Origin of the sequence: Acutalibacter sp. JLR.KK004, assembly GCF_036941085.1 — a bacterium.
Lineage (GTDB): Bacteria > Bacillota > Clostridia > Oscillospirales > Acutalibacteraceae > Acutalibacter.
Window position 1 is genome coordinate 336,660 of sequence record NZ_JAYMNQ010000001.1, and the last position, 25,643, is coordinate 362,302.

General features: G+C 52.4%; 33 protein-coding genes and 1 pseudogene. 5 read left to right on the forward strand and 29 right to left on the reverse strand.

What is annotated here, in order from left to right; all coding sequences use genetic code 11:
* Positions 1 to 39: 39 nt before the first annotated feature.
* The 17 genes from VSQ30_RS01990 to VSQ30_RS02070 form a co-directional block, all read right to left on the reverse strand.
* Positions 40 to 390, reverse strand: a complete 351-nt coding sequence (locus VSQ30_RS01990; RefSeq protein WP_334461619.1) for a hypothetical protein — start codon at positions 388 to 390, stop codon at positions 40 to 42.
* Position 391: 1 nt separating this feature from the next.
* Positions 392 to 805, reverse strand: a complete 414-nt coding sequence (locus tag VSQ30_RS01995; RefSeq protein WP_334461622.1) for a hypothetical protein — start codon at positions 803 to 805, stop codon at positions 392 to 394.
* Between the two features lie 146 nt (positions 806 to 951).
* Complete coding sequence (locus VSQ30_RS02000; RefSeq protein WP_160642898.1) at positions 952 to 1,542, reverse strand: hypothetical protein; 591 nt, start codon at positions 1,540 to 1,542, stop codon at positions 952 to 954.
* Complete coding sequence (locus tag VSQ30_RS02005; RefSeq protein WP_334461623.1) at positions 1,532 to 2,554, reverse strand: recombinase family protein; 1,023 nt, start codon at positions 2,552 to 2,554, stop codon at positions 1,532 to 1,534. The genes VSQ30_RS02000 and VSQ30_RS02005 overlap by 11 nt, the downstream gene beginning before the upstream one ends.
* 39 nt (positions 2,555 to 2,593) lie before the next feature.
* The gene (locus VSQ30_RS02010) at positions 2,594 to 4,183 is read right to left on the reverse strand and encodes a recombinase family protein (RefSeq protein ID WP_334461624.1); all 1,590 of its coding nucleotides are present in this window, start codon (positions 4,181 to 4,183) and stop codon (positions 2,594 to 2,596) included.
* On the reverse strand, positions 4,180 to 5,874 hold the full coding sequence (locus tag VSQ30_RS02015) for a recombinase family protein (protein ID WP_334461625.1): 1,695 nt from the start codon (positions 5,872 to 5,874) through the stop codon (positions 4,180 to 4,182). The genes VSQ30_RS02010 and VSQ30_RS02015 overlap by 4 nt, the downstream gene beginning before the upstream one ends.
* Position 5,875: 1 nt before the next feature.
* Positions 5,876 to 7,507, reverse strand: coding sequence for a recombinase family protein (locus VSQ30_RS02020; RefSeq protein WP_160643457.1), 1,632 nt, complete (start codon positions 7,505 to 7,507; stop codon positions 5,876 to 5,878).
* A gap of 125 nt (positions 7,508 to 7,632) precedes the next feature.
* Entirely contained in the window at positions 7,633 to 7,896 is a 264-nt protein-coding gene (locus VSQ30_RS02025; RefSeq protein WP_160643455.1) for a DUF6870 family protein, read from the reverse strand.
* Between the two features lie 37 nt (positions 7,897 to 7,933).
* Positions 7,934 to 8,743 carry a DUF6551 family protein gene (locus tag VSQ30_RS02030; protein WP_160643453.1) on the reverse strand — a complete coding sequence of 270 codons (810 nt, stop codon included), beginning with the start codon at positions 8,741 to 8,743 and terminating at the stop codon, positions 7,934 to 7,936.
* The gene (locus tag VSQ30_RS02035; protein ID WP_160643451.1) at positions 8,733 to 9,674 is read right to left on the reverse strand and encodes a ParB/RepB/Spo0J family partition protein; all 942 of its coding nucleotides are present in this window, start codon (positions 9,672 to 9,674) and stop codon (positions 8,733 to 8,735) included. Before VSQ30_RS02035 ends, VSQ30_RS02030 begins: the two co-directional genes overlap by 11 nt.
* 57 nt (positions 9,675 to 9,731) lie before the next feature.
* Positions 9,732 to 10,124: a type II toxin-antitoxin system PemK/MazF family toxin gene (locus tag VSQ30_RS02040; RefSeq protein ID WP_207710191.1), complete on the reverse strand. Its 393-nt coding sequence runs from the start codon at positions 10,122 to 10,124 to the stop codon at positions 9,732 to 9,734.
* 147 nt (positions 10,125 to 10,271) lie between these two features.
* Entirely contained in the window at positions 10,272 to 10,394 is a 123-nt protein-coding gene (locus VSQ30_RS02045) for a hypothetical protein (protein ID WP_334461631.1), read from the reverse strand.
* A gap of 145 nt (positions 10,395 to 10,539) precedes the next feature.
* Positions 10,540 to 10,824, reverse strand: a complete 285-nt coding sequence (locus VSQ30_RS02050) for a helix-turn-helix domain-containing protein (protein WP_334461633.1) — start codon at positions 10,822 to 10,824, stop codon at positions 10,540 to 10,542.
* 223 nt (positions 10,825 to 11,047) lie between these two features.
* Entirely contained in the window at positions 11,048 to 11,326 is a 279-nt protein-coding gene (locus VSQ30_RS02055; RefSeq protein ID WP_334461635.1) for a hypothetical protein, read from the reverse strand.
* Complete coding sequence (locus VSQ30_RS02060; protein WP_334461637.1) at positions 11,323 to 12,042, reverse strand: ImmA/IrrE family metallo-endopeptidase; 720 nt, start codon at positions 12,040 to 12,042, stop codon at positions 11,323 to 11,325. Before VSQ30_RS02060 ends, VSQ30_RS02055 begins: the two co-directional genes overlap by 4 nt.
* Before the next feature lie 123 nt (positions 12,043 to 12,165).
* Positions 12,166 to 12,768 carry a LexA family protein gene (locus VSQ30_RS02065; protein WP_160643446.1) on the reverse strand — a complete coding sequence of 201 codons (603 nt, stop codon included), beginning with the start codon at positions 12,766 to 12,768 and terminating at the stop codon, positions 12,166 to 12,168.
* Between the two features lie 142 nt (positions 12,769 to 12,910).
* Positions 12,911 to 13,891, reverse strand: a complete 981-nt coding sequence (locus VSQ30_RS02070; protein WP_160643444.1) for a helix-turn-helix transcriptional regulator — start codon at positions 13,889 to 13,891, stop codon at positions 12,911 to 12,913.
* Positions 13,892 to 14,108: 217 nt separating this feature from the next.
* Here VSQ30_RS02070 and VSQ30_RS02075 point away from each other — a divergent pair.
* The 3 genes and pseudogenes from VSQ30_RS02075 (at position 14,109) to VSQ30_RS02085 (ending at position 16,133) form a co-directional block, all read left to right on the forward strand.
* Positions 14,109 to 15,486, forward strand: a pseudogene (locus VSQ30_RS02075) (Y-family DNA polymerase).
* Positions 15,479 to 15,916: a hypothetical protein gene (locus tag VSQ30_RS02080; RefSeq protein WP_334461643.1), complete on the forward strand. Its 438-nt coding sequence runs from the start codon at positions 15,479 to 15,481 to the stop codon at positions 15,914 to 15,916. The pseudogene VSQ30_RS02075 and the gene VSQ30_RS02080 overlap by 8 nt, the downstream one beginning before the upstream one ends.
* Complete coding sequence (locus VSQ30_RS02085; RefSeq protein ID WP_334461646.1) at positions 15,882 to 16,133, forward strand: hypothetical protein; 252 nt, start codon at positions 15,882 to 15,884, stop codon at positions 16,131 to 16,133. The genes VSQ30_RS02080 and VSQ30_RS02085 overlap by 35 nt, the downstream gene beginning before the upstream one ends.
* A gap of 52 nt (positions 16,134 to 16,185) precedes the next feature.
* Here the strand turns inward: VSQ30_RS02085 and VSQ30_RS02090 are convergent, their stop codons facing one another.
* From VSQ30_RS02090 to VSQ30_RS02110, 5 genes are all read right to left on the reverse strand, one after another.
* Positions 16,186 to 16,383, reverse strand: a complete 198-nt coding sequence (locus VSQ30_RS02090; protein WP_160643439.1) for a hypothetical protein — start codon at positions 16,381 to 16,383, stop codon at positions 16,186 to 16,188.
* Between the two features lie 58 nt (positions 16,384 to 16,441).
* Complete coding sequence (locus tag VSQ30_RS02095) at positions 16,442 to 16,855, reverse strand: hypothetical protein (RefSeq protein WP_160643437.1); 414 nt, start codon at positions 16,853 to 16,855, stop codon at positions 16,442 to 16,444.
* Positions 16,856 to 16,869: 14 nt separating this feature from the next.
* Positions 16,870 to 17,031: a hypothetical protein gene (locus tag VSQ30_RS02100; RefSeq protein WP_334461652.1), complete on the reverse strand. Its 162-nt coding sequence runs from the start codon at positions 17,029 to 17,031 to the stop codon at positions 16,870 to 16,872.
* Between the two features lie 104 nt (positions 17,032 to 17,135).
* Complete coding sequence (locus VSQ30_RS02105; protein ID WP_334461654.1) at positions 17,136 to 18,269, reverse strand: RNA polymerase sigma factor sigma-70 region 4 domain-containing protein; 1,134 nt, start codon at positions 18,267 to 18,269, stop codon at positions 17,136 to 17,138.
* A 23-nt stretch (positions 18,270 to 18,292) separates the two neighbouring features.
* Positions 18,293 to 18,565: a helix-turn-helix domain-containing protein gene (locus VSQ30_RS02110; RefSeq protein ID WP_334461655.1), complete on the reverse strand. Its 273-nt coding sequence runs from the start codon at positions 18,563 to 18,565 to the stop codon at positions 18,293 to 18,295.
* Between the two features lie 191 nt (positions 18,566 to 18,756).
* Here VSQ30_RS02110 and VSQ30_RS02115 point away from each other — a divergent pair, with 191 nt between their 5' ends.
* On the forward strand, positions 18,757 to 18,999 hold the full coding sequence (locus VSQ30_RS02115) for a helix-turn-helix domain-containing protein (protein WP_334461657.1): 243 nt from the start codon (positions 18,757 to 18,759) through the stop codon (positions 18,997 to 18,999).
* 20 nt (positions 19,000 to 19,019) lie between these two features.
* Here VSQ30_RS02115 and VSQ30_RS02120 read toward each other — a convergent pair whose 3' ends face one another.
* The 6 genes from VSQ30_RS02120 to VSQ30_RS02145 form a co-directional block, all read right to left on the reverse strand.
* Entirely contained in the window at positions 19,020 to 20,045 is a 1,026-nt protein-coding gene (locus tag VSQ30_RS02120; protein ID WP_334461659.1) for a DNA/RNA non-specific endonuclease, read from the reverse strand.
* A complete protein-coding gene (locus VSQ30_RS02125; protein WP_334461660.1) occupies positions 20,042 to 20,455 on the reverse strand; it encodes a ribonuclease Z in 414 nt (137 codons plus the stop codon). Before VSQ30_RS02125 ends, VSQ30_RS02120 begins: the two co-directional genes overlap by 4 nt.
* A 173-nt stretch (positions 20,456 to 20,628) precedes the next feature.
* Complete coding sequence (locus tag VSQ30_RS02130) at positions 20,629 to 21,252, reverse strand: recombinase family protein (RefSeq protein WP_502876169.1); 624 nt, start codon at positions 21,250 to 21,252, stop codon at positions 20,629 to 20,631.
* An 84-nt stretch (positions 21,253 to 21,336) separates the two neighbouring features.
* Entirely contained in the window at positions 21,337 to 23,124 is a 1,788-nt protein-coding gene (locus tag VSQ30_RS02135; protein ID WP_334461661.1) for a peptidoglycan DD-metalloendopeptidase family protein, read from the reverse strand.
* Positions 23,108 to 24,043 (reverse strand): radical SAM protein, encoded by a 936-nt coding sequence (locus VSQ30_RS02140; protein ID WP_334461663.1) that lies wholly within the window; start codon positions 24,041 to 24,043, stop codon positions 23,108 to 23,110. The genes VSQ30_RS02135 and VSQ30_RS02140 overlap by 17 nt, the downstream gene beginning before the upstream one ends.
* Positions 24,040 to 24,474, reverse strand: a complete 435-nt coding sequence (locus VSQ30_RS02145; RefSeq protein WP_502876264.1) for an XF1762 family protein — start codon at positions 24,472 to 24,474, stop codon at positions 24,040 to 24,042. The genes VSQ30_RS02140 and VSQ30_RS02145 overlap by 4 nt, the downstream gene beginning before the upstream one ends.
* 90 nt (positions 24,475 to 24,564) lie before the next feature.
* Here VSQ30_RS02145 and VSQ30_RS02150 point away from each other — a divergent pair, with 90 nt between their 5' ends.
* Entirely contained in the window at positions 24,565 to 25,326 is a 762-nt protein-coding gene (locus VSQ30_RS02150; RefSeq protein ID WP_160643419.1) for an NYN domain-containing protein, read from the forward strand.
* A gap of 12 nt (positions 25,327 to 25,338) precedes the next feature.
* On the opposite strand, the gene VSQ30_RS02155 is transcribed toward VSQ30_RS02150, so the two are convergent.
* On the reverse strand, positions 25,339 to 25,539 hold the full coding sequence (locus VSQ30_RS02155; RefSeq protein WP_160579452.1) for a hypothetical protein: 201 nt from the start codon (positions 25,537 to 25,539) through the stop codon (positions 25,339 to 25,341).
* Between the last annotated feature and the right edge of the window lie 104 nt (positions 25,540 to 25,643).

Here is a 25,643-nt window from a genome sequence, read left to right on the forward strand (position 1 = left end):
CCCTTCCGCATCATCGGCAAAGGCCAAAGATGGGCAAAACTATACGCAAAGCATATCCGCTTTATCCAGAAAGAACAAGATTTCCTTTGAACCTTCTGCGGCTTTGCCGGGCGCGCGGTAGGAACAGTTGCAGTCCCAGCCATGGATGCCGGCCAAAACCCGGCACAGCCTGCGGCTGGAGACTTCAAAGGGGCGCCCGCCCCCGTATACCTCCCGGGGAACCTTATGGGAAATGAAGTCCCTGCTTTTGTGGGGCCGCATCATCAAGGTCTGCCCGTCCCGGGCAATCAAAAAGCATATCCGCCCGGGGTTTCCCAGGCATCGGAGAGACTGGGAAAAGACATGGATGCGGCCTGCTTTTAAATAAAAAGAAATATGGATACCGCTCATTTTACCGCGTTTTTCCTTTCGACTCCCACTGCTCCGGGCTGCTGAAATCATAGAGGAGCATCACCTTGCTGTCCACTGTTACCAAGCGCCCCGGCGCCCGATAGGTAAAATCCGGATCCCAGCCCCACATTTCATAGATCCTGGAGGAAAACCGGATGGATTCCATCCGCCTGGGCACGTATTCCTTCACATTTTTCCTCCATACGATGGCGTCCCGGTCTTTGGCGGTGACCGGGACAGCCAGGAGGCACATTTTCCGGGCGTTTATCTCGACGCGTATCCGCTCGCAGTTATTCAGCGCTGTCAGCGATGCCTTGTTAAAGGTTATGCCGCCGTTCCAAATCGTGCAGGAAGGGGTGACAGAACGGTTGAAATGGGAGAAATACTCCCCGCTGACAACCTGGAAGCCGTCCATTGAAATTGCCTCTACCTCGGTGCTGAATGGATTCATGGGCATATCAATCGCCATGCGGTACGGAATTTGCGCATAAAGGCGGGCAATATCCGCCCTTGTGCGTCTGGCACCGCTCCTCTCGTTGTATTTTTCAAAACCCTTCCCTCCTATACGCTTTCTGTTGTAATATAGCCGTCTGCCAAATCAATTTTATAGCTGTCCTCATGGCGTTCTGCCGGAACCCCGAAATAATCCCTCCATTCCCCCGGAAGGTAGGAATGCCTTTGGCTGCCGCCTGCAAATAATTCAAAATCTGTTAGCTTGAACAGGAACAGCATTTCATTCTGATAGACGGCCGGGTTCCCCATCACTTTATAGCGGTATTCCCCGTCCCAGCCCATCAGATCGAAAACCTTTGCCGCGAATATCCTGCACAGCATGTCGCGGCTTGCGCGTTCCTTCTCACTCCCTTTGGCCCATCGCAGGGAGTCCGGCGCATCCGGAAGGCAGGGGCGGATGATCAGCCTTTTTTGCCCCGGATGTATCAAAATCTGTATGTGGGTGATGCCGGGGAACCGCCTCAGGCAGGCCATATTGAACCGGATGCGGGCAGGCCAAATCGTGATGGCAGGCTCGCGGGTATGGGAAAAAAGCTCTGCCTTTGTGACCTGGTACCCAGCCAGGTCTGCTACCGTTTCCGTTCCTTCCTCAATGGGCTTTGCCTTTGAGAAAATATCCTCCAGTTGCTTATCCGCCATCGCCGGAAGCCGCCTTTCTTCTCAATGTTTCCATCATTTTCTGAAACTCCCCGCCGGTTTGCGGGACATACTGCCCAATCCCTGGAGCCAGGACGCTGGGCCTGCCCGCCTGCCAGGCCGTGCCCCGCGCCATGTAAAAGGCTTCGTTTCCCATAATGTGGTCGTAAAACTCCTCCCCGAAGCTGTCCTCCCATGGTTCCGGGAAGCACTCCGCCCGCGTTTCCCGGCCAGGGGCTTCGCGCATTTGCGGCAGGAGGACGGCAGATACGGCATGTTCCAGATTATAAATGATAATCTGCTCCTCCCCGCGCTGTATCCATGTCCCGCGCACCCTGTAAAGGAAATCCGGATCCCACTCCATAATGCGGAAGAGGGCGGCGCCAAAGTGCCGGCAGCACAAGGTTTTAGCGTACAAGGATTTTGCCGCGCCGGAACGCCAAGGGATGCTGTGCATGGCGCTTTCCTGGCAGGGCCTTATGGCCAGCTTCCGTTCCGAAGGGTGCAAAAGCAGCTGGGCATAGCCCGCGTCTGCAAATTTCCGCATGCAAAACAGGTTGAATGTGATCCGGTTGTTGGATATTGTCACCGCCGGGCCTTCATAGCGGGCCTGCGTAAACTGGTTCCGCACCACCTGGTAGCCCTTCAGGTCAAACGCGGAGAAGGAACTTTTCGCAAACCGCATCTTCCCGGCCTTCTGATCCACGCTGTTGGACGAATCATAGTAAAGCCTTGGATCTTCATTGATCCAATGGTGGTTGATAGGGACAAAGCCGCGGAATACCCCGCCGTCAATAACGTGAAGGCAGGGGAAGGCGCCCCGGATATGGTGTTTCCTGTTTTGAAGGAGCGCCTGCACCATCTCAAACTTTTCCCGGGGTATGATGGCTTCATGCTGCCCCTTATAGCAGTATTGATCCATGTCCTGCCTGTTCTTTTTGCGCCTGTGCTCGAACAAGTCTGAGGTGAAGGTTTTCCAGGTCAGGACATCCCCGCAATAGCGTTCGTTTGCCAATGTCAAGCCCAGACTAAAAATTTGGGCATTTTTTTGAAATCAGCCTGCAAAAATTCCTATTGCAAGCTGCTTTAGCTTATCAAACTCATCTTGAAATCTCCATTGAATCTCAATCCTGTTGCCAGGGAACACCAGAACTTGCATCAGCAGATCATCCCAAACGTCCTTGGTGACTGCCTCCATTTCGGTGTATTGCCGGAGTTTATTGATAATCCCATCTTCTTCGCCATCAGACAAATGCGCCTGTTCCATAGCTAATTCCAACTTTGCGATTTGCTCGGATAAGGCTAGCTCTTTTTGCCGAGCGGCAGCTTTTGATGCTAAGTATTCTGTCTTGCTGATTTTATCCAGCGCAAACGCTTCGTACTGGCCTTTCATTTGCCGCTTTAGCCCCGAAAGCTGCTCCTGCAAGACGATGAGATTTCGCCGCATACCGGCAACATCCAGCCCTTTTTCCTTCTGGTGCTCTCTCAGCAGCTTGTCCATTTCAACCGCCGTCTGAGCCATAGCGCGCAGAGTCACCAGCAAGGCCGTGTGGATTTCCTGTTCCCGTATCCGCTCTTGCGGGCAGGAACACACGTCGGTAACGTTGGGAGTCCTGCAAAAATAGTACGGCTCTTTTGTATTCCTGCGTGACATGGCATGGCCGCAAATGCCGCACCGGATTCTCGTTTTGCTACCGACCGGCACATGCCGCTCTTTGTACTCCTTCAAAGCAGCTTGTGCCCGGTCAAATTCCTCCATGGAAACAATAGGCTCATGGACATCTGGCACGATGATCCAGTCCTTTTTGCTGACCTTTACACTGTGCCCCCGACCAATCCTGTCATGAAAACGCCTGCCATAAACCGTCGAACCGGTATATTCCTCATTTCGGATGACTTTTAAGACCGATGCTTCTGTCCAAAGATTTTCCTCACCGATGCAATTCCATGAGGCGTACATCCCCTTGGCCGTTTTATGCCGCATGGGGGTGGGAACCCCCTGGCTGTTGAGCATCTTTGCAGTCTGCGCGATGGATACTCCACCGCCGACCATGACAAAGATACGGCGCACGGTTTCCGCTGCGGGCGGGTCTATCACCAGGTGATTCTTCCGCGCCGGGTCTTTTACATAGCCATACAACGGATGTGCCGCCAGATACTCACCTTTTTGGGCGCGGGCGCGTTTTGCGTTGCGGACTTTCCGGGATAAATCACGGCTATAAAGATCATAGAGTAGGGCCTTAAAAGATGTGTCCAGGCTGTCAACGTCTTGGGGCCGGATGCTGTCAATTCCATCGTTCACGGCAATAAACCGTACCCCCAAAAAGGGGAAAACCTTAGAAATATAGTTGCCGACTGTGAGGTAGTCTCGGCCAAACCGGGACATATCTTTTACGATAATGCATTGGATTTTCCCGTGCTTTGTCTGCTCCAAAAGTTCCTTTACAGCGGGGCGGTCAAAGTTTTTTCCGCTCCACCCGTCATCACAAAATTCTACGATTTCAGCATCGGCAAAATCCTCTTTTTGCTGGATAAAACTGTCCAGAAGATTTCTTTGGTTTCCAATGCTGTTGGATTCCTGTTTACCGGATTGCCGCAAATCCGCGTCCTCTGCGGACAGACGGAGGTATTTTGCCACTGTCATAGGCCCGCCTCCAAACCAAGCAGGCTTGCCAAATCTGCGTACTCATCCCGATATTTTAGATGGACGGCAATGTTCTCCTGGGCGTCAACCTCTATTCTCTGGATCAGCGCATGGGCCATGCTTTCAGTCAACTGTTTTTCACCCGCAAACTGTGTGAAAGTTTGCAGCCACGGGTTTGCTTTTGTTTGCGCCGACAAGTTGGATAATTGCTCTTCCAGTTGCTCAACCTGGGCCTGCGCCCGCTCCATTTCTGCGCGGTATTGCCCTTTCATTTCAGTATATTCCCGCTCGTCCATGAGCTTGTCCACATAGTTCTGATACAGGCTGTCATGCAGACGCTTATAGCGGGAAAGGGCTTGTTTTGCGGAGGAGATGCTGCGCTTCAGCGCGTCTTTTTTTGCAATAAGCTCAGCAGAACCATCATGTCCTTTTGCTAATTTAGCCATATCTCCGGCCAGTGTAATTTCCCGCTGCAAGCAGCCCCACAGTATCTCCATCAAAGCGGTTTCGTGCAGGTTCCGTTTAGGGCAGGAATCCGGGTTTTCCGCATGGCTGCGGCAAATGTAGGTGTAATAGCGATGGCCGCAGCGTTCGGAAACAGACTTGTAGCGTGTCATTTTTTGCCCGCACTCCGCGCAATAAACCAGCCCGGCTAAGATGTTGGGCGTAGTCCCTAAATCGTCAAATTTTCCGCACCTTTTATGGTGTTCGGCACGGCGGGCTTCGCCAATTTCCTGCACCTTGCGGAAAGTTTCTTCGTCCACAAGCGGCTCATGGGTATTGCGCACAACGGCCCAATCTTCCCTGGGAACCGGGCACATTTTTCTACCAGCGGGCAGGTTGTTTTTTGTGCGGCCCTGAATCGAGTGGCCCAAATACACCTCGTTGCGCAGAATGAGCTTGAGAATCGGGACGTGCCAAATTGTATTGGCAAAGCGCGCCGATTTTAGTTCCCCGCGAAGGTAGTGGAGACGGGAGGGGCAGGGGATGCCCTGCTCGTTTAAACACCGTGCAATAGGCAAATAGCCCATCCCGGAAAGCCGACACTGGAAAATTTCTTGTAGTACAGGTGCTGTCTCCGGGTCTGGCTCTAAACGGTGCTTGTCCTCCGCACTTTTGCGGTATCCATAAGGCGCCCAGGAACCGATGAATTCCCCGCGCTGCTGCTTGATTGCCAACGCAGAGCTGGACTTTTTTGAAATATCACGGCTGTACACTTCGTTGATGATATTTTTCAGCGGCACAATGTAGCCATCCTGGGAACGCTCGGCGATGAGAGTGTCAAAGCTGTCGTTGACGGCAACAAAACGCACGTCTAAAAAGGGAAAGATTTGCTCCAAGTACTGGCCTGTTTCCTTGTAATTGCGTCCAAACCGGGATAAGTCTTTCACCACAATGCAGTCGATTTTCCCGGCCCGCACATCATCCATCAGGCGCTCAAACTCCGGTCTTTGGAAGTTCGTCCCCGTGCGTCCGTTGTCACAGTACAGGCCGCAAAATTCCATATCCGCCTGAGCTTCTATGTACTCCAGTACCAGATTTTTTTGCGCTTCAATGGTATCCGCTCCGGGCTCGCCGCTGTCCTCAACAGAAAGACGCACATAGCCGCCAGCCTTGTAAATCTTCTGCTGGGTTGTTGGTTCCACAGGGGCCGGGGCCAGTGGGTTTACCTTGCGTTTTGTCCTCGCCACGTCAGCCCACCTGCCTTTCGGCCTGGGCCATGCGCAGCAAATCCCGCTGCAAGTCAAATTCGTTTTGCCAGCGGTAGACGATCTCCACCCGCTTGTCTCGGAAAATTATCACTCGCACAATCAGCGACACCACCAGCCTTCTGTCCAAGGCTATGATGTTCCGACAATGGCGAAATTGCTCCATCCAGCTTGTATCCATAGAAGCCGATTCCCGGTCCATCTCTTCCCGCAGAAGCTCGGCCCGTTGCTCAGCTTCCTCCCTGCGCTGGGTGTAGGTCTTTTTTAAGTCCTTGTACTCGTCCTGGTCGAGAATACCGTCTGCCAGGTTCTCGTAAAGTGAGCGTAGCAGCGTGTGCATCCGGTCAATTTCTTCCTGCTTTTTGTCCAATCGCGCCTGTAATTTCCGCATTTTAGCCTGCTGGAGTTGGGCCGAATCCGCCAGCTTTGATAAATCCTCCAAGTCGCAAACCTCTTGGATATGCGCTTGCAGAGCTTCCAGAACGATGTTTTCCAAGGCTTCCGTTCGCAGGCTGTGCGGGTAACAAGCTCTGCGTTCTTTGTGATTGGCGCAGACATAATAGACGTACTTTTTCTTGCCATAGGGCACCGTTTTCCGGATCATAGCCCCGCCGCACTCACCACAGTATGTTATGCCGGAAAACAACTCCACGGGCTGGCCTGCCTGGGCTGTGCGGGTATCCATGGCCAAAACGCGCTGTGTGGTCTCGAAGTCAAATTTGTCAATGATGGGTTCGTGGTTATTCTCGATTACCGCCCATTCGTCCCGCGGTTTTTGTACAATCCTTTTGACTTTATAGCTGGGGGTGGTGATACGGCCCTGCTCCAAAACGCCGATATAGACCGGGTTTTTCAGAATACGCAGCACCATGGCCGCATCCCATACGGATTTCTCTTTGATACGGAAAGACGTGTTGTATCGCATCCCCAAAGATTGCTTGTAGTCCATGGGTGTGGGGATGCCGCTGGCAGTGAGTTTTGCGGCGATGTCCAGGGCGCTGATGCCGTCCAGCTTCCAGTTGAAAATGTCCCGCACCACGTCAGCGGCGTACTCGTCAATCACCAGCTTGTGGCGGTCAGCCGGGTCTTTTTGGTATCCAAAAACAGTAAAGGAGCCGATGAAATCCCCGCGCTGGCGTTTGATTTCAAGCTGGCTCCGAATTTTAATAGAGGTGTCCCGGCAGTAAGCCTCGTTTATTAGATTCTTGAAGGGGACAAGTATTTCATCGGATTCCGCTTGGCTGTGCAGGCTGTCATAGTGGTCATTGATGGCGATAAAGCGTACCCCCAAAAAGGGGAAAATGCGCTCGATGTACTCCCCCGCTTCCAGGTGGTTGCGCCCGAAGCGGGAAAGGTCTTTCACCACTATGCAGTTGATTTTCCCGGCCTTGACCTCGCCCATCATCTCCTGAAAGGCGGGGCGCTGGAAATTGGAACCCGTAAAACCGTCGTCCACTTTCATGCCGCGCTCATGCAAGTCCTCGTGGCGCGACAAATAGTCACGGATCAAGTCCTTTTGCCCCGTGACGCTGTTGCTTTCCTCCTTGTCGCCGTCCTCCCGGGACAGGCGAACGTAACCACAGGCGTTCCATACCTGTGTTTTAAGGTTTTTCATGATATTCTCTCCAATCTGTTAAGGCTAAAAGTCAGCAAAAAACCTTAACAGCGGAGAGCACTGGCTGTCCTGTTAAGGCCATCTTAACATAACTTCTTTGCTTTGTCCAGGGTTTTCATAAATTTTCATTGGCATTTTGACTGAATGTAATGCACCAGGCATTCTTCCAATGTCAAACCCGTGTCTGCGTGGGAAATTTTCACCACATATTTGCCGTGCCTGTAGCAGTACGGGTTGCCTATCTGCTCAAGATAATCCAGCATCCGCTCCGCTTTGGGCAAGTCTGTGTTGATCTTCACGTCCCGGATATCCCGCAGGGTGGCGGGGTCAACGGTGCGCACATCCACATTTTGCATGGCTTCCAGAGTTTCTTGTGTGATATGTTCCATTTATTTTTCTCCCTTGTGTAAGTCTGTGTTCTGGAAATTAGTCCTTGAACCGATACCGCAGCTTCTTCCCGCCGGGGTACGCGTTGTACTTTTTACGGAGTACACGAGCATATCGCAGATTGCGCCTGTCTGTGGTGAAGTCAACTTTTGCAAGCTGGGCGATGTCAAAGGGGTCAACCTGGGACAACCGGGCCACAAAGGTGTAATCGTCGATTTCTGTTTCGTAAGTCTTGAGGAACAACGCCATACCTGCAATCATGCAGGATTTTAAGGAAGATGGGGAGCCATGCCACGCCCCGGCCAGCAGCTCCAGCATACGGGAAAAGGCAGGCCCGCCCAACAGCTTGTAGGCGCTCTTAATGGCCCTGGCGGGCTGAATTTCGTAGGCCGCGCCGGTGGGCCTGTCCAGCGCCCAGGTAAAGCCGCCCTCCGAAATGCGCTTGTCAATATCCAGCACTACGGCATCCGCGCCGGATTCCAGGCTGGCCTTGATCTCGTGGGGCAGCTTCAAGTGGCCTTTGGATTTATCCAGCCTTACATACATTTCAGCCTCCTGGGCATATGTAAGGCCAGTGTAAACCAGGCAGGGTACAATTACGTCCTTGCCGCCGTTCATCCTGCGCATGGCGCTGACACGGTGCTGCCCGTCCAGCAGATAGTATTTCCCGTCGCGGCAGCTCACCACGATGGGTGTGAGGTATTTGTTGTTCCAGCATTTTATGAGCCGGTTTACTACCGTCTGCTTCACAGGCCGCTGGTAGGGAAGGCCCGAGGTCAAAACGGCGGTGGAAAGCTGCTTTTTCTCACCGGGGTTGGAATACTGCACTAATTTTTCATTATGCTTCATACTGCTTGCTCCTTTCCATTTCGGCCACCAGGCCCTCCAATGCGGTGGTCACGGTGGCAACTCTTTTTTTCACAAATTCAAATTGTTCTTGCGAAATTTGCGGAAAAACCGCCACACATTCCGGGTCGCCGTACCAAGCGAAATCCCTATGAAAATTGTCAATCAGGCCGTCCAGGGCAATCAAAAACATATCCGGGGTGCAGGTGCCATCTTTGTCGGGGTTTTTGAGGTCGGCAACGGATTCCTCAAAGGTCGCATATACCTTGTTTCCAACAGAATAGGGCTTGTAATCGTCCACTGAATCTATCTCGCCTGCCACTAGCTGAGTGGCGGCATCCTCCTGCTGCTCTGGCTCCAGGCGGGACAATTTGAGAGCGTTTGTTTTGGTGACTTTTGCATCTGAACCACGAATGATTTCTTTTGCAGCGGGGGTAAGATTTTTAGCTGTCTGTATCTGTGTTTCCACCGTTCTTGGTGATACACCTAATTTTTCAGCGGTATCTTGAACGAAGCCTTTTGAGGTGGGCGAAATTTTTTCGCCCACCTCGCTGTGCTGATTTCCTCGATATGCGCCACCCTCGTATGTGGCTTTTGTCTCTGGATGAAGCATTTCGTAAATCTCCTTGCGGCGCAGGAGCAAGTTGCCAAAATCAATAATAGACAGATTTTTGCGTACAAAATTCTCATCAATCTCGGCAAGCTCTGCCTGCAAGCCCTGTAAATCCGTGACAGTACATTCTATCTCCGTCCAGCCTAGCAGCTTGGCGGCTTCAAGGCGGTGACGGCCCGCTATCAAGGTGTGGCCCTGGTCGATGGTGATGGGATTTAGCAGGCCCAACTCGGCTATACTGTCAGCTAATTTTTTTATGTCCTCCGGTTCGGCGTCCCGCCTGCCGGGGTTCAGTTTGATATCTTTGATGGGGATAAGCATCGGTTCCACTCCTTCCAAGGTTTATAGGACACAGCCTACAACTGCGCGATACGCTTGTCACGGCGCTTCCACCTCCATGGGGAGGCAGCCTCCATCCTCCAGGTAAAAGTGTGACCGCAGCGCGGCATCGACCTCCTCCATCTGCCGGGGGGTGAGCTTTCCGGCCCTTCCCCGCAGGCGGCGCTTGTCAATGGGATAGGGCTTCTCCAACCGGAATACCACATTTCCAGGCAATCCCCCAGCATCTTCCACCATAACATGGGTTGCCTGAGAAGGTTTATGAGCGGTGTGCCGCGCTTCTGCAACAAGGACGGTCGGACAACTGTAAAGGCCCTGGTCGGTCAACAGGACAAGGACGGGCTGCAAACTTGTCATCCTCTGCGAAAAAACAGTGTTCATATCGGCATAGTAAATTTCGCCGCGATAAAACTCAAGATATTTCTGTTCCATTTTGCTTGCTCCTTTTTATGGTTTGTCGATTCCTATCGGCACCCGGGAATCTGCGGAAACCATCAGGCGGCGGCTTGCGAAGCCGCTCCATAGGAATTGAACCTCCCCGCCTTCTTTGTGGCCGGGCCGCGAGTTACGGAAGTATCATTATCCCTGTGCGCTGTCGTCGCCCAGGCAGGAGCAGCCTGCCTTTTGCAGATGGATTTTTCGCTCGCCCGTTTTGGGGTCATGGCGCTCCAAGCTGTCCGGCTTTGCTTCTGGCGTACACACAGGAACGTGCCTGATGGGTGCCTGTTCAGTTTTCAATGTCCAAGAAATGTTTTTTCTGACAAGGTAATTTTAACATGATAACTTGATTTTTTTTAGGCTCTTGCAGTTCCGCTTTCATGCGGATAACCGGAGCAATTAGTTCCGGTTATAACCTTTCCACCATAGCGGAAAGGTTTTCAAGCATGGCGTGAATTTCTTCTTTCATCTGTTTCCAGGTTTGCTTGCCTAAAATGAGATAATCCAACGAAACATTAAAAATGTCTGAAAGTGACACCAGCAAATCTATAGAAGCGTTCCGCTCTCCAGACTCAACACTCCGAATATGCCTGTCTGTAACTTTAAGCAGGCTTGCCAGTTGTTCTTGCGTCAAACCTTTTCCCTTCCGCAGTTTCTGAATCCTTCTTCCTGTTTCAATAACGTCATAGTACATAAAAAGTCCTTCCCCGAACACAGCGGGAAGGACTTATAACACCGCACAAGGCAAAATCGGGCAAGCAAAAAGCGCCGTACAAATCAGGGCGGTTATGATATAGTAAACGTATTTACTATTATCCATAACCACTCCAACCTTGTACGGCGCTTGGCAGTCTCCACCGGCTCACGCCGGTTTCTCTCCGCTTGCTCGATTATAAGTTGTAGGTTTCTCTATTTGTTTATCTGTGCTGACGATGGAAGTGAAATCCATCGTACTTTTTCTGATAGCTGGCCCGCCGGAAATAACCCAGGTTGACCGGGTATTCCTCCTTGCATTTCCTGCAATGCACCATCTTGTGGCCGGTAACATCGGAAAACACCCGTTCTACAAGATAGCCGCAATAGGGGCAGCGGATATCCCGCAGGGAAAGCCCTTCCGTTTCGTGGCGGGAAAGCCGGAGCTTATACAAATTATCCTTGCTCACGGAGGTCTGGCGGTGCATTTTCACGGTATTCACAGGGCCATCACCCCATCCCCAAGCCCAATTTCACCGGTAATGTACTCGGAAATATCATGCCTTTCCATAAGGGACAGCTCTTTTAACCGGATGAGGAAAGCCGTGTAAGAAACGCCCATGGCACGGGCCATCTTCTGCACCAGCAGCTTGTCCCCCAGGCGCAAAAGATTATCCCCATAGATTGGGATTAGCCAGGAAACGCCAAACCTCCCCAGCACCTCTCTCACCATAAACCGGGGCATGAGCAGAGCAGCCGCCAGCCTGTCCACCCTGGTTTCCTGGATATTCAGCAGTTCTTTCAATTCCCGGGGGCTGTAGGCGCGTCCTTTGTCATACTCACGATGGAAGCAGGCCCGTGTTACCGTCCTGTCCATGATGTAGTGCCCCGCTTCATGGGCCAGGGTGAACCGTCTCCGGCCCTCCTCGCCCCGGCGCTGCAGGCCCTTTTCCAATACTACCGTCCCCTTTGGAAAGACCTCCCGTATGGGCCGGCGACCCGCGAAAACCCGGAGAGGGGTAATCCCATCGGATATAAACCCGATTTTGCCGGAATCTTCCTCCGCAAAGCTGCGGAATTTCAGGGGGAGTTTCAGATACCTGGTAAGGAAGCCCTCTATGTCCACCTTTAACGGGGCATTTTCCAGGTTTCCGAGATACTGGCGTATCATCCCCTCTGCCAATTCCTCGATTTCCATGTCTGTAAAACAAGAATTCAAGTTATACACCTCCTGCGGGGCCAGCCCTGCACATAGGCAAAACCGGTTCCTGCATATGATAATAACCGCACGAGCCGTTTTGTGTGCCCTGCGAAATTCCCTCTGTTATACTGCCGCCCGTCATTACAGCGCCTTAATAATGTGGCGGGCTACGCCCTGGACAACAAGGCTGCTTACATAAATATCCTCATAACCCGCATTCTCAGGGTGGAGGTAATAACGGCCCTTCTGTCCGTCAAAGCAAAGGCGTTTTAAGGTACTCAGGCGGTCGTCTGTCAAGGCTACAACGATATCCCCCACATTTGCGATGCTTGTTTTTTCAATCACAACCAGGTCGCCGGAGTTGATCTGCGCATCCACCATGGAATCGCCGGAAGCGCGCAGGACATAGAAATCCCCGCTGCCAAATACCGAAACCGGGAGGGGGATATATTCTTCCACCATGGCTTCCCGCTCGTCCGGCTCGCCGCAAGGGATAGAACCCACCAGCGCCGCCTGGTTGACCTCCGGCATCAGCTTGCGTATCTTCTCTGTGGAGATTACGCCGTTTTCGTAGGAAATCATGCCCCGCTGTGCCATGTCCACCAGATAGTAATACACGGTTGACCTGCCCATGCCCATTGCGCCGGCAATGGTTTTATTGGAGGGTGTTTCCCCGTTCTCCCGGAAATAGCCCTCTGCAAATTCTTTTATCTTTTCCATCAACTCAGGGCTTTTGCTTCGCATTTTATTCCTCCTATCACGAGCGACTGCTCTTGATAGGGGTATTGTAGCATATGGAAGAAGTGGAGTCAATAGGGTAAAATTATAGTGCGGCAATTTTGCCGCACTATTTGTAAAATATTAAGAAAATTACTGCTCCCGCCGTTTAGGCTTCTTGTTCAGCATCTGCCCCAAGGGCCTTCCCCAACATTTCCTGATATTGCATCTTTACGGAAGCAGGCCCCATGATTTGTATTTTTCCGGCAAACTGGAATACCCAGGCAAAGAAAGTCCGGCTGACAGAAACCTGCGCCCTTACCAGAAAATGCCCGGTGTCCGCTGTCTGGGTGTCCGCTTCTTCCCCAAAACGGTCAACAATAGAATCCATCATGTCATTTTCACATAGCAGCTCCACGGTTTCCAGACTGCCCTCATACATACTGAAAACATCTACTGTATAATCAACAGGATCAAATCCTTCCGGTTTCGGATGGGCTGGCTCGGCCAGTATCTCCGGGATGCCCATGCGGTCTACACGGAACGTGGTGATTTTATCAAAAAGGCTATAGTACCCCAGGACATAATATTTGTCCTCGTTGTAGAGCATAGCATAGGGCGAGAGGACGAACGGGTCCCCGCCGTGCCGGGGGACGCGCTCGCGGTTGGCGTCATAGCGGAAATACTGGAAGGAAATCCTCTGCCCTGTCTGGATGGCGCGGAAGATAGCGTCTATCACATAATAGATGTTTTCATTTTCGGGTTTGATACGGCCAACTGTGTACAAGTGGCGGTTTAACTGGTCCGCATAGCCTGTGCTGGCCATGGATATGATTTTTGCCACCAGCTCCCCGCTTTTTTTCGCGGTAATAAATTTAGAACCCTCTACAGCGTCAACCAGCAGCTTCAGCTCTGGGAGTTGAAATTTGCTGTCAGTAAAGTAGTACCGGTTGGGCCTGCCCTCTAGTATAATAATTTCTATCCCGCAAGCATTCAGAGTATCCACGTCGTCCCGGATCGTATTCCGGTCTATGACAGTCCCCAGCCCTTTAAAATATTCGATGATTTCAAAAGTGGAAATAGGATGCTCCTCGTCCGTCTGGGTTTGGAAAAGCCGCAGCATGCGGACAATCCGTTGTTTGTTGGTCACGCTTTACCCCTCCTTTCATAAAAATAGCCCATAGCAGCAATTTAATCAACGAAACGGCCATCCCGCTGAAAGTATAGCATGGCGGGAGGGAAAAGTACAGCCCTGCTAAGGCAGGCCCCGGCCTGCCTTTCCATAAAATCTCAGTTGACTTTTGGGAACAACTGTTCTATAATTAAAGCAAATAAGAACCTGCGTTCGACTGAAGGGGGCGGTACTCATGGGTCAATACATCTGCATTGACCTGAAATAGCTTCTACGCCAGCGTAGAGTGTGTGGATAGGGGCCTAGACCCCCTCACCACAAACTTGGTCGTGGCGGACGAAACACGCTCGGACGGCACCATCTGCCTTGCCGTGTCCCCTTCCATGAAAGCCTATGGCATCTCCGGCCGCGCCCGGTTGTTTGAGGTCAAACAAAGGGTGCAGGGCATTAAGGAGAGTACAGGCAAAGAAATCCAGTATATTATCGCGCCGCCCCGGATGCAGCGGTACTTGGATGTGTCTGCGGACATTTACGGCGTGTATCTGAAATACGTTGCGCCGGAAAGCTGCCATGTCTACTCGATAGATGAAATTTTTATTGATGTAGCAGAATACCTATCATTATACGAAATGACCGCCCATGAGCTGGCTATAGCTATTGTAAGGGACGTGCTTGCCACTACCGGCATTACGGCTACGGCAGGCATCGGCACCAATTTGTACCTGGCAAAAATCGCTATGGATATTGAAGCGAAGCACGTCCCCGCCGACAAGGACGGTGTGCGTATCGCGGAACTGGACGAGATGTCTTTCCGGGAAAAGCTATGGGGGCATAAGCCCCTTACAGATTTTTGGATGATAGCGGAGGGCACCACAAAACGGCTGGAGAAATTCGGCGTACACACCATGGGCGACCTTGCCAAACTGAGCCTCACCCATGAGGACTTGCTTTTCCATGAGTTTGGCGTGGATGCGGAAATACTTGTGGATCATGCATGGGGCCATGAGCCTTGCCGGATGGAGCACATTAAAAACTACAAAAGCGACACAAAATCCTTCAGCAGCGGGCAAGCCCTCAAGTGCGGGTATGATTATGATAAAACGAAAATTGTGATTAAGGAAATGACGGAGGAGGTTATCCGCCGCCTAATCGCCACGGACATGGTGGCCGAGGGCATCCACCTGCATATCAGCTATGACTGGAAAAGCACGGCGGACGGCACCTACTCCGGGCCGACGCAGGTCAATTATTATGGCAGGAAAGCGCCCGTATCGGCGCGGGGCACCACCAAGCTGGGCGGGCCGACTGCCTGCCCGTCGCGCATTATGAAGGCCACCCTGGAGCTTTTTGAGAAAATCATTGACCCGAAGTTGTCCAGCCGCAAGCTGTACGTCACGGCCATCCGGCTGTCCAACCGGGAGGATGTACCGCCCCAGCTTGGCTTTTTCGTGGACACGTCGGCAGAGGACAGGGAAATTGCGCTGGTGAAAGCCATGCTCCGGGTGCAGGACCGGTTCGGCAAAAGCGCGGTTTTCAAATGCTATGATTTGCTGGACGGGGCTACAACATTGAAGCGGAACGAGCAGATCGGGGGACACAAAGCAAATGGGTAAATATGATGATATTTTGCATATGGAGCGGCCCGCCTCCAAGCATCCAAAGATGGACTTGACCAATCGGGCGAAATTGTTCAGCCCATTTTCAGCCCTGCGAGGTTTCGACATAGCCGTGCTGACGAAGCAAAAAGAAAACGCCCTCATAGAGAGGGCGTGGCTGTCGGAGGATATGCAGGAGGTCTTGGAACGCAGGCTGTGCCAGATCAGCGCGGGGGACAGGGTGACAGTCACCTACTTCTGCCTGCGGAAAGCCATCGGGGACTATGAGATAGGCGAGTATGTGACGGAAACGGACATAGTAGAGGAAGTGGACGAGCTGGCCCAGGCCCTGGTGCTGTCGGGCACGTTCATCCCTTTTACGGACATTTACGATTTGCAGGGGGATTTCAGCCATGCTGACGGAGAGCAGACGGAAACAGTATGTTGAGGTTTTAGCCACCCATTATGTGGACGGGGAAGTGCGGCCCCGGTCAATCCACATCCCCTTGGTGGGCGAATTCGACATTGAGGAAGTAAAGCGGGTAGGGCTGACAAAAGACCATACAACCCATGAAATCGCCAAGCAGTACACGGTTGTGGTAAAAGGCAAGGAGACGCATTTATTCGAGGACAGCGGCAGATGGTTTGTGCTGATGAAAAGCTAAATAGAAAGAGGGCCGCTGCGGTATTCCCGCAACGGCCCTTTCGGTTACTCTGCTAGATTTCAATGCCCATCTTTTTTGCAACTTCTTCGGGGGTAATCCCCTGCTCTTTAAGTTTTGACATAACTGACCGCATGGTCACAGGGTGCAAAAGTTTTTGCTTTTGCGCTTCCAAAGCTTCAATTTCGGCCCTCTTTTTCTCAATTTTGGCATCAATTGACTGTATGCGTTCTTCTACTGTTTTGGCTGCCATACATAACCCGCCTTTCTTTTTTGTTTTAATTTTATCTCATAGGAAAGATGCCGTCAAGTCAATTTTTGGATGCCAAACTATTTTCGCAGCCCGGCTGACCCTCTGTTTCAATCCCTCCACAAAAATCCGCCAGCATTTTGTCTATTTCTGCAATTATTTCTTCTTTTTCATATCTGTTTACACCACGCATATTGAAGCCGGGATCACCCCACTTTTCCAGAAAGGTCCTGGGGGCCCATATTCTTTTCCATTCTTCTATCGTCCTTGTTGTAGCAAAATATAACGTACCGCTCTTTCTCGTAAGAAGTGAGATCACCTGGCCTCGCGCTTCCATTATGCGCAAGGTAAACCTGCCCAGGGCTGGGAAATGGATGATTCCTGCATCTATCAAATCGTCCACTGAAAAAGCGGACTGCCTTCTCCAAAAGTATTTTAAAATCTTCCACTGGGTGGGGGTTGTAAATCGCCGCAAAGTAGCTTCCCCTTTCATATTTTCATATGGCGGTATCCGGGCAGCACCTCCGGCTGCTGGTGCGTCTTGACCTCTTGGCAACATACGACATCCGGCTGTATACGGGCAATGGGGAAAAAGTCGCCTTTCCCCATGCAGGCCAGCAGGCCGTTAACGTTCCAGCTTACGATTTTCATGTAGCTGCCCCCAACTCAAAAGGATAAAAACAAAAGCCGCTATGTTGCTCTACAAGCTCTATATTTTTATTATAATCTTCACCTGGGTTTTAGGCAACAACCAACTAAACAAGGCTTTCAGGAAACGGTTTCCCTAAGTCACAGAAAAACGGCACCTGCCCTGTTGCCATGAATGCCTCCCGGATTTGTTTGGCAAGCTCTGGTGGGCAGAAGCGCAGATTGCTAATACGGTAAGGGGCAGCAACTTGAGCAAGGGCGGCTTCATCCAGCAAACAAGGCGCGGCTTCTTCTGTGAGAAAAGTTTCAAGGTCAAAATGCCCTGTATCCAAGGAGCCGGGGCAATCCCCGAGACATAACATCTGCACATTGCTTGCGGGTATGTGTTTTTCTAAAACGAACCTAAAGGGGGACATGGAAAAATTGGGGGCGACAAAAAAGGTTTGGACATTTTTTTCGCGGACAAGATAATTGACCGTTTTATCAAAAGCGTTTAAGGATTTATAGGTAGCGGGGCCTAGCATGAAAACCGTACAAGCCTCTTCAACTGGCCGGTATTCCCTGCCCCGCAATTTTTCGCGTATGGCCCTCGCCCCTTCGTATATTAACTGCTGGGGCCTGCTCTTTCCCGTCCCCAGCGCATCCGCTATCTCCAAGGCCGTTTTCCCCTCCAGCCGGAGTTCCATCGCCTCTCTTTTCCTTTCCGGAAGGATGGAATACTTTTCCCGGATAAGGGCATAGGTTGCGGGGGAGGTCAAGTCCACAATGGCCTTCCCGATTTTAAGCGCATAATCCAGGGCATGGCTGTCGGCTTCATGCAGGCAGTCATAGAGATAGGTAAAAACATAGTCCGCCTGCCCTGTCATCCAACGCTGCATCCGTTTTTCTATGGCCACGCCATCCTTAATGCCCTGGGGCGCAGGCGGCGAGAGGATTTCATCAAGCATAAAGGCCGGCAGGGGATACCGCCATTCTTGCAGGGCGCTTAGTACCTGCCCCTTTTCCGTATCATGGACAACAAGGGATAAACTAATTTCCTTGTGCGGGTTTGCCAGCTTGGCCCGGTAGGCGGCGGTGGCAAACAGGTCATGGAAGCGCCTGGAGGAAATATCCCAACAACCGTATAGCAGGAACCTGACTGTATCGTTTTCCTGTGCGACCTTGGCGATAGCGTTGTCCAGCCGTTCTTCTATATCGTTATCATACACGGGGTCTTGGCATAAAAAGCAGCAAGTAGCCATGTAGTGCCTCCCTGGATATTATTCTATCCTTCTTCTTTTTTGTTTTTCTTTTCCCATTTCCGAAGGGCTTTTTTGCAGATATACCGCTCGGGGTGAAGGAAAGCCTTTGCTGGTATGCGCAGGAGTTTTTTAAGGGCAGGAAGCATTTTCATTTCCGGCATGAATTTCCCTGCCTCAAAATAGGCATACGTGGACATGCGTATCCCCAGGGCTTCCGCTGCCTGTTGCTGGCTTAACTTCCGTTTTAAGCGCCTGCTGTGCAGCATCGTGCCAAAGTTTTCTCTGAATGCGGGCATGGCAGTCCCTCCATTCTCTAGGTAAAATTGTTGTAAGCAGCCTTTTCATCCCATTTGAGGGGTGAAATAGCGGGGGGTTAATCTTGCCCCTCAAAAAAAGCATAGCATATATCCCGAAATAGTGAAATATCACTAACATAAGAAATTCCTATCCCGTATCATTTATTTGATACGAGAGGGGGCGTTTTTACATGAACACACAGGAGGCGATAGCCAAAAGGATACGGCAGCTATGCCAGGAAAGGGAAATCACACCAAATGGGCTGGCTAACATATCGGCTGTCCCACAGGCCACCATCAAGAGTATTTTGAATGGGGAGAGCCAGAACCCCGGTACAGTCACAATCAAGAAATTGTGCGATGGGTTAAACATTACGCTGGGTGTATTTTTTTCAACCCCAGAGTTTGATGGGCTGGAACAGGAAATCAAGTAAATGCTTTATTTATAAGGCTCTTATGGATTGCATCTCTTACAAGGTTCATACCCCATGCCAGCCACTTCGTCGCGTGTTCCCGTGAAATGCTGCTTATTGGCTTCTTTCATTTTATCCACACTGGAACAGCCGGGGCGGTGGAATTTGCCTGTGTTGGTGTTTAGGATATAGTCCATACCGACAGGCTGGGCCTGCTCGGGTTCCGGGGCAGGTGCCGGTTCGATGTAGGTGCTTTCCCCATCTGTGTAATCAATGCGGATGCTGGGTTGCACGTTATAGGCGAACACGCAGAAGGATATGCCCGCGCCCCCGTCCTCCATGGAGCGGCCCTCCAGCAACACGCCGTTTGCCAGCAGGTTATCCCCGTCAAAGACAGGCGTAACCCGGTACAGCACATGGTTTTTCGTCTCTTTTACATAGTCGGCTACCATATTCTCAAAGGGAAGCATACCTTCTATATTGAGATACCGGGTGCCGGTGATAAGGTTCTGCGTGTTGGCGTTTTCGCCGGAAAGCTGGTAGCCTATCAGGTGGCAGCGGTTGTAAAGGTAGTTGCCGTCCACTATGCTGTCATAGCGCACAGTATGCCAGCCGCTGGGCTTTACCTGGCCGATTTCCCCCCGTTCTTCCGTTGGCATAATGTCCTCGCCAATACAGGCAAAGGCTGTGCCGCAGCGGCCCAGGCTGTCCAGCTCGGAGTAGCTTTCAAAGGAAACCTCTGTATAGTTGTCCTCCGTGAAGTAAGGCGCATTGCCGTTTACCTCTACATAGGCCGCGCCATCATAGGCGGGTATGCCTGCCAAGTCAACGGAAACAGGGGCAGGCGTGGGGACGGGCGTGGGCGAAGGTGTAGGGGTAGGCGTGGCAGTTGGGGAAGGCGACGGCGTGGGCGTTGCTGTTGGGACGGGGCTGGGCGTCGCTGTCTCAACCGTGCTGGTGGGTGTGCTGTTGGAGGTGGGACCTGTGTCCAGAGCATCCAGGGAACAGCCGCTGAAAACCAGCGCCAGGGCCAGAATCAAAGAGAAAACCTTAGCCTGCTTTTTCATCTTCCGTAAACCTCCATGGTAATTTTTTCATGGGAACTGCCAGTGAAATCCTCCTGGGAAACACAGCGCCACTTCCCATTATGGATGTCGATAGGGAAATGCCGGTCGGCTGGGTATGCCCGGTTCCAGTTGAAAAGGATGATTTCCTCAATGAAAAAGCTGAATGGCAGGATGTCGGCCCCCTCCACCAAGCAGAACTCCCCAGGCCCAGCTTTATCGAGGAAATGTTCGTCCTCCTGCACCTGCGGCGCGTCATAGCCTGCAAAAAGCTGTGCCGTATACGCGTTTACCCAAAGCACAGAGCCAGCCGTCATGCCAATGATTTTCTGCAACGCCTCCCTATCCTGGGACTGCCTGCGGTGATTGAATGCCACGCCGTTGCGGCTGTCTATAAAAGCAATTACTATCACATTCCTCCCCCCGTAAAAGAAATAAAGCAAACTAATTGATAAACCCCTCTTTTTGCCACATTATGGGTTTCTTTTTTTGTAAGGTTAAACAAAATTATATGTACTATCTTGCAATCAGGGAAGGAGTATGGTAAAATTATACGAAAGTGATTTTGTATCTAAAAGTTTACCTTTTAAGACGATATAATCTTACACCGTATAAGCTTTGTTTCTTCGTTTTCGCGGATTTTCCGGTAGAATGTGGGCCTGCTCATATCACAAAGCCGCAGGGCTTCCGGTGTGGAGATTTCATGCCGTTCCCATTGCCGCACGATATCCACAAAGTTTTTTGGGACAGGCTTTTCCGGTCTGCCAAAGCGGACACCCCGGGCCTTTGCCGCCGCTATGCCCTGGGCCTGCCGCTTCTTGATGTTGGCCCTCTCGTTTTCTGCTACAAAAGAGAGGATTTGCAGCACCAAGTCGGCAATAAAGGTGCCCATGAGGTCTTTTGCGGTACGGGTATCCAGTAGCGGCATATCAATGACGCAGATATCCACGCCCTTATCTTTTGTTAGGATTCTCCATTGCTCCTGTACCTCCTTGTAGTTGCGGCCCAGGCGGTCGATGCTCAACAGGTAGAGAAGGTCACCCCGTTTCAGCTTTCTGACCAGCCGCCTGTACTGGGGGCGCTCAAAGTCCTTGCCGGACTGCTTGTCCATAAAAATGTTTTTCCTTGGGACATTTTTAGTGTCCATTGCGATTTTCTGCCTGTCCTCGTTCTGGTCTGTGCTGGAAACGCGGATATAGCCATATGTCAATATACATCCCTCCTAACAATTAGAACAGGCAGCAGCCCTCTTAAAAGCTGCTGCCTGTTCTGTAGTTTTTCACATTTTCGCCTGTTAATTCTTATACTGCGGCCACGCCTGTTCGGCGTAGATCACCCCGCCCGAAGATGGGCTGCCATTATAGTAGAGCGCCAAATGCAAGTGCGGCCCGCTGCTGTTGCCTGTACTGCCCACATAGCCGATAAGCTGGCCTTGCTGTACTGTTGTCCCCGAAGCCACCACGATAGAGGACATATGGGCGTACCGGGATTGCCAGCCGCTTCCATGGTCAACGAAAACGCAGTTGCCATAGGAGGCAATGCCGTCAACCCCCATGCCGCTGTGCCAGCCAGCTTGCGCATAGGTGACAGTACCAGCGGCACAGGCGTAAACAGGGGTGCCCGTCTCCAAGGGGATGTCTATGCCCTCATGGCCGGGGTAGGTGTTCCAGCCGTGGCCCTCGCAGGGGTATGCGAAAGCCCCGTTTGCGATGGCGCTTGCCGCGCCCATGCCGCCCCCGCCGGTTTGGTAATAGCGTAGGACGTGCTCAACATAGCTGGCGTCGCCGTAGCCGCCGGGGTAGCCGTGGCTCATCTGGTACTGCTGGAAACTCAGGGCATTTTCCTTGCTGTAGCCCCCGCCGTGGGACGCGGCCCAATCAAAGTAGCCGTCGCCGTAGTTATAGGCTTGCAGGGCAAGGCTGATAGCGGGAATATCCGTTGGCCCAGTGGAGCCAGCCCGTGCCAGCTTGTGGGCCAGCACCCCCACGCCATGGTTGATGGATTCCTCTACCGGCACAGGCGTACCCGCAGGGTAGCCCAGCGATTCCGCGCATTGCATTACGTCCCCATTCGTAAGGGCCACGTTGCCGCCGGATTCCTGCATCATCACAGCCGCTGCCAGAGGTGCGTATTCGGGGATGCCATGGGTTTGGCAAGCGGTATTTATCTGGGGCATAAGGGCCAGTACATCCGCAGAAAGGTTGACATTGCTGGCAAACCCGCCGCCCCGCAGCACCCCAGCAATACCGAACATAATTAGGAGCGGAACAAGGAAAAGCGCCGCCAGGGCACCCAGCGTCTGCTTGCTGGATTGTGCCCTGACGGCGATATTTTCTACCGTTTCTTTCATTTTCGTGACAGCCTTTTCCGTCACCTGATAGGCAATGGCAACCGGCCCCGCGCTGGAAGATGCAGCCGCAGACGCGCCCCCCTCTGCGGCCTGCCCTGCCGCCTGGACGCTTTGCAAGCCTGCGCTGGATTCCCCAGCCAGCGCCAGCCCTGGACCCTGGTTTTGCAGGCCGGAAACAAGCGGGGTGTTTTGGTATGTAGCAAGGGCGGGCCTTTCGTAAAGCTGTAAGCGGCTGGGTTCATTACTGCCCTCCTTAGCAGTTGGAGGGGCTGCATGGGCAGGGGGCTTCCCCCTTTCCTCTGTGGGGATGCGCCTGCGTTCCATGCTCCGGGTGGTACGCTTGCCCTGTTTTGCCGACGGGGCCTGCGGCCTGTCCGGCAAGGGGCAGGGCATATCTATGCCCCGCGCTGGGGGGCCATCTGCCTGCATGGGCGGGTTTTGCGCGGGGACAGGTTCAGAAAAACTATCCCCTGTTACGGGAGTATAGGGTGGTGCCCCTGATGCTTTCCTGTACGTGGGCCAATCTCCAACCGGCACAGCCCTGGGCGCAACCGGTTCTGCCAAAGCAGCCTTGATGGCCTGCCCGCTTTTCTGGGCAATCGTATTTGCTGTTTGCAGCGCCCTGCCGCCTATTGTGTTAATGGCATACTGCTCCGGGCTTTGGGCTTCTGCGCTGGATTTATCCAGCGTGGCTAAACCCAATGGGGCCGTAATCTTATCTTGTAAATCCATCGGCATCAAATCCTTTCCTTTTGCAATATTCCTTCCATGTCTCTTTGCGGAAACACCCGCTGTACACATACCGATGGGCAAACTCCAACTGCATTTTATTGGGCGTTATGCCCATGCCCTCGTTGTGCTCTGCCTGGGCGTAAAGGCTTATGCCCCGCTGCTTTTTCAAGGCTTCCACCCGGCGGGACGCGCTGCCTATGTCCTTTGTAACCAGGAGGTACACGAACACCCGGTACGGCTTCACGCCACGCTCCTCTAAAAGCTGGCAGGTACGCAGGATATGTTCAATCTGGCTTTCCTGGTCGCAGGAGAAGCGCAGATACCGTATCCAGGTGAGCCGCGCCAAAATGTCCGCAATTTCCGGCGTTACCAGCCGGGCGTCCATGCCCTGGTTCAAGTCGATTTTATACCCGCTTTCAATCATGCCCGCCAACTGTTCTATGCCATAGTCACAAGCTAAAATGTTATTGTCCATAAGTACCAGCCTGTCCGTATCGGGCCGCACTAGCTGCCGCCATGTGCAGTAGGGGCGGATATCCCCCTCCTTCTTCGGCACGATGCACCAGCGGCAATGATTGGGACATCCCCGTGTTATGCAGCCGATAGCGTAATCGCACGAGGGGTAAATGCTGTAGTCCGGGAACGTGGCTTCCACTTCTGGGGCCAGCTCCGTAAACAGCCCATATCCTGTGCCGCCCTTGACAGCATCCGGAGGCAGATACGGGTTTTCCGGTGTAAAGTCAAATACCTTGCTGCTGTATACCTTGTCGTAAGAGTTTAAAGGCTCCCACCATTCTACAAGGTCGCCCTGGGCCTTATGCCATGCAGAGATTTTCATCAAGGCATAATTTGGGAAGTGCTTTTTGCCTTTAAAATGCTCCATTTCTGCGTCATGCAGGCCGATTTTAAGGCTGTTCATGGTGCAGCCTCCACCTGATACCGCACCTTCATCTGCGCCGGGTACAAATCCACCTGCGGCCTGCGTCGGCCCGTCCAGCGCAGACCACCTGCCTGCCCAACGCACTTCCATCCAGCCGCCCGCAGGCTCCCGCCGCTTTCGGTTTCCAAAGTATAAGTGATAAGCCGCTTATAGCCCATGGCCCGTGCGGCCCTCCATGCTGCCGCGTATAACATGGAACAGGCGTTACGGGTGCCGTCCGTGCAAAGGCGGTTCACTTCCAGCGTCCAGCCATCGTCCAGATAGCGGGATACGGGACGGCCTACAATCACCACTCCCACCACCTTCTCGCCGTTGGACAGTCCGATGGAAAATTTGTGGCCCGTGACCGGGCCGTGGTGGCGATGGCGCTCTGCCACAAAGGCATTGGCTTCTTTTAACGTCATGGGGATAATCTCAAGTTTCGTCTGCTATCACTCCAATCTCGCGGGCTTTACGGCCCGTGAATTTTGTTGTATAATCCCTTTATAGGGGGAATATAGATGTTTTTTCGCGCCGACAACCGGGCAGCCGTTTTTATTGATTACGAATATTGGTATGTGTCCATGAAAGACCGCTATAGGGTAAGGCCCGACTTGGATAGCTGGTGCCGGCAGATACGGGAAAAGTACCAGGTGGAGCGCCTTTCCTTTTTTGGTGATTTCCAGCATCCCAGCTTTTCCGGCGAGGTAGCCCGTATCCGTGCGGTCAGCAATGACATCATTGAAACAAAATGGGAAAGCCACGGGCAGGCGGTCAAAGACATGTCCGACGTTATCATGCTGGACGCCATATACAGGCTGGCGGCAAAAAAGAAATCCCCACCTAATTTCATTCTGTTCACAGGGGACGGGCATTTCCAGCCTGTTGTGCGCTATCTGGTGCAGGACTTGCGGAAGAATGTGGAGGTCTATGGTGTGCGCACCACCATGAGCCGCGCCCTGCGGGACGCCGCGTCCGCTTCCTTTGAAATTCCCAGCGAAGACGATCAGCTTACGGCCTGTTTCCGGTACATTGTGGCGGATTTTGACAGGATCGCACAAAACCATGGCAATGCCTTTGCCACCTATCAAAGCCTGGTTTCCCGCGTATCGGCCAGCAACAGAATCCCCAGGGAGCAGGTGGAAATGGCTCTGGGTGAAATGCTGGACAGGGGATGGCTTACAAAAAAGAAATACCGTGTGGCCTATGGCGAGCCTATGATAAACGCTATCCTGCCCGAGTGGGATGAATTGATTGAAGCAGGCCTGCACAACCCCGGTTAGGCGGTTCCATAGCTACAAAGAGGGTTCCACCCCCCGCACAGGGCTGGTCCGTGCCGTTGCCTCCATGGATATATTTTTGTACCGCCGCCGTATCTGCTCATCTGTAATACCCGGCAGCGGTACATGCATACCCAGGTCGCCGTACCATTCGGTCAAGCGTTTTGCATAAGGGATATTGTGCCGGTTTTCCCATTCCCAGATCTTCCTGCACATATCAAAAAAGTCCTCGATAAAATCATCCTCTTTCCTGTAAGAATTTGGAGAGCCAAGCCCTTCCCTCTACCCCCAACCCTGGGGGCACAGGGAAGGGCTGCGGT

What these genes read in the sequence shown, in the direction of transcription:
- VSQ30_RS01990 (WP_334461619.1), bottom strand. Translation starts at nt 390, where the DNA reads ATGAGCGGTATCCATATTTCTTTTTATTTAAAAGCAGGCCGCATCCAT.
- VSQ30_RS01995 (WP_334461622.1), bottom strand. Translation starts at nt 805, where the DNA reads ATGGACGGCTTCCAGGTTGTCAGCGGGGAGTATTTCTCCCATTTCAAC.
- VSQ30_RS02000 (WP_160642898.1), bottom strand. Translation starts at nt 1,542, where the DNA reads ATGGCGGATAAGCAACTGGAGGATATTTTCTCAAAGGCAAAGCCCATT.
- VSQ30_RS02010 (WP_334461624.1), bottom strand. Translation starts at nt 4,183, where the DNA reads ATGACAGTGGCAAAATACCTCCGTCTGTCCGCAGAGGACGCGGATTTG.
- VSQ30_RS02020 (WP_160643457.1), bottom strand. Translation starts at nt 7,507, where the DNA reads ATGAAAAACCTTAAAACACAGGTATGGAACGCCTGTGGTTACGTTCGC.
- VSQ30_RS02025 (WP_160643455.1), bottom strand. Translation starts at nt 7,896, where the DNA reads ATGGAACATATCACACAAGAAACTCTGGAAGCCATGCAAAATGTGGAT.
- VSQ30_RS02030 (WP_160643453.1), bottom strand. Translation starts at nt 8,743, where the DNA reads ATGAAGCATAATGAAAAATTAGTGCAGTATTCCAACCCCGGTGAGAAA.
- VSQ30_RS02035 (WP_160643451.1), bottom strand. Translation starts at nt 9,674, where the DNA reads ATGCTTATCCCCATCAAAGATATCAAACTGAACCCCGGCAGGCGGGAC.
- VSQ30_RS02040 (WP_207710191.1), bottom strand. Translation starts at nt 10,124, where the DNA reads ATGGAACAGAAATATCTTGAGTTTTATCGCGGCGAAATTTACTATGCC.
- VSQ30_RS02050 (WP_334461633.1), bottom strand. Translation starts at nt 10,824, where the DNA reads ATGTACTATGACGTTATTGAAACAGGAAGAAGGATTCAGAAACTGCGG.
- VSQ30_RS02065 (WP_160643446.1), bottom strand. Translation starts at nt 12,768, where the DNA reads ATGCGAAGCAAAAGCCCTGAGTTGATGGAAAAGATAAAAGAATTTGCA.
- VSQ30_RS02080 (WP_334461643.1), top strand. Translation starts at nt 15,479, where the DNA reads ATGGGTAAATATGATGATATTTTGCATATGGAGCGGCCCGCCTCCAAG.
- VSQ30_RS02085 (WP_334461646.1), top strand. Translation starts at nt 15,882, where the DNA reads ATGCTGACGGAGAGCAGACGGAAACAGTATGTTGAGGTTTTAGCCACC.
- VSQ30_RS02090 (WP_160643439.1), bottom strand. Translation starts at nt 16,383, where the DNA reads ATGGCAGCCAAAACAGTAGAAGAACGCATACAGTCAATTGATGCCAAA.
- VSQ30_RS02100 (WP_334461652.1), bottom strand. Translation starts at nt 17,031, where the DNA reads ATGAAAATCGTAAGCTGGAACGTTAACGGCCTGCTGGCCTGCATGGGG.
- VSQ30_RS02105 (WP_334461654.1), bottom strand. Translation starts at nt 18,269, where the DNA reads ATGGCTACTTGCTGCTTTTTATGCCAAGACCCCGTGTATGATAACGAT.
- VSQ30_RS02110 (WP_334461655.1), bottom strand. Translation starts at nt 18,565, where the DNA reads ATGCCCGCATTCAGAGAAAACTTTGGCACGATGCTGCACAGCAGGCGC.
- VSQ30_RS02115 (WP_334461657.1), top strand. Translation starts at nt 18,757, where the DNA reads ATGAACACACAGGAGGCGATAGCCAAAAGGATACGGCAGCTATGCCAG.
- VSQ30_RS02120 (WP_334461659.1), bottom strand. Translation starts at nt 20,045, where the DNA reads ATGAAAAAGCAGGCTAAGGTTTTCTCTTTGATTCTGGCCCTGGCGCTG.
- VSQ30_RS02135 (WP_334461661.1), bottom strand. Translation starts at nt 23,124, where the DNA reads ATGGATTTACAAGATAAGATTACGGCCCCATTGGGTTTAGCCACGCTG.
- VSQ30_RS02140 (WP_334461663.1), bottom strand. Translation starts at nt 24,043, where the DNA reads ATGAACAGCCTTAAAATCGGCCTGCATGACGCAGAAATGGAGCATTTT.
- VSQ30_RS02150 (WP_160643419.1), top strand. Translation starts at nt 24,565, where the DNA reads ATGTTTTTTCGCGCCGACAACCGGGCAGCCGTTTTTATTGATTACGAA.
- VSQ30_RS02155 (WP_160579452.1), bottom strand. Translation starts at nt 25,539, where the DNA reads ATGTGCAGGAAGATCTGGGAATGGGAAAACCGGCACAATATCCCTTAT.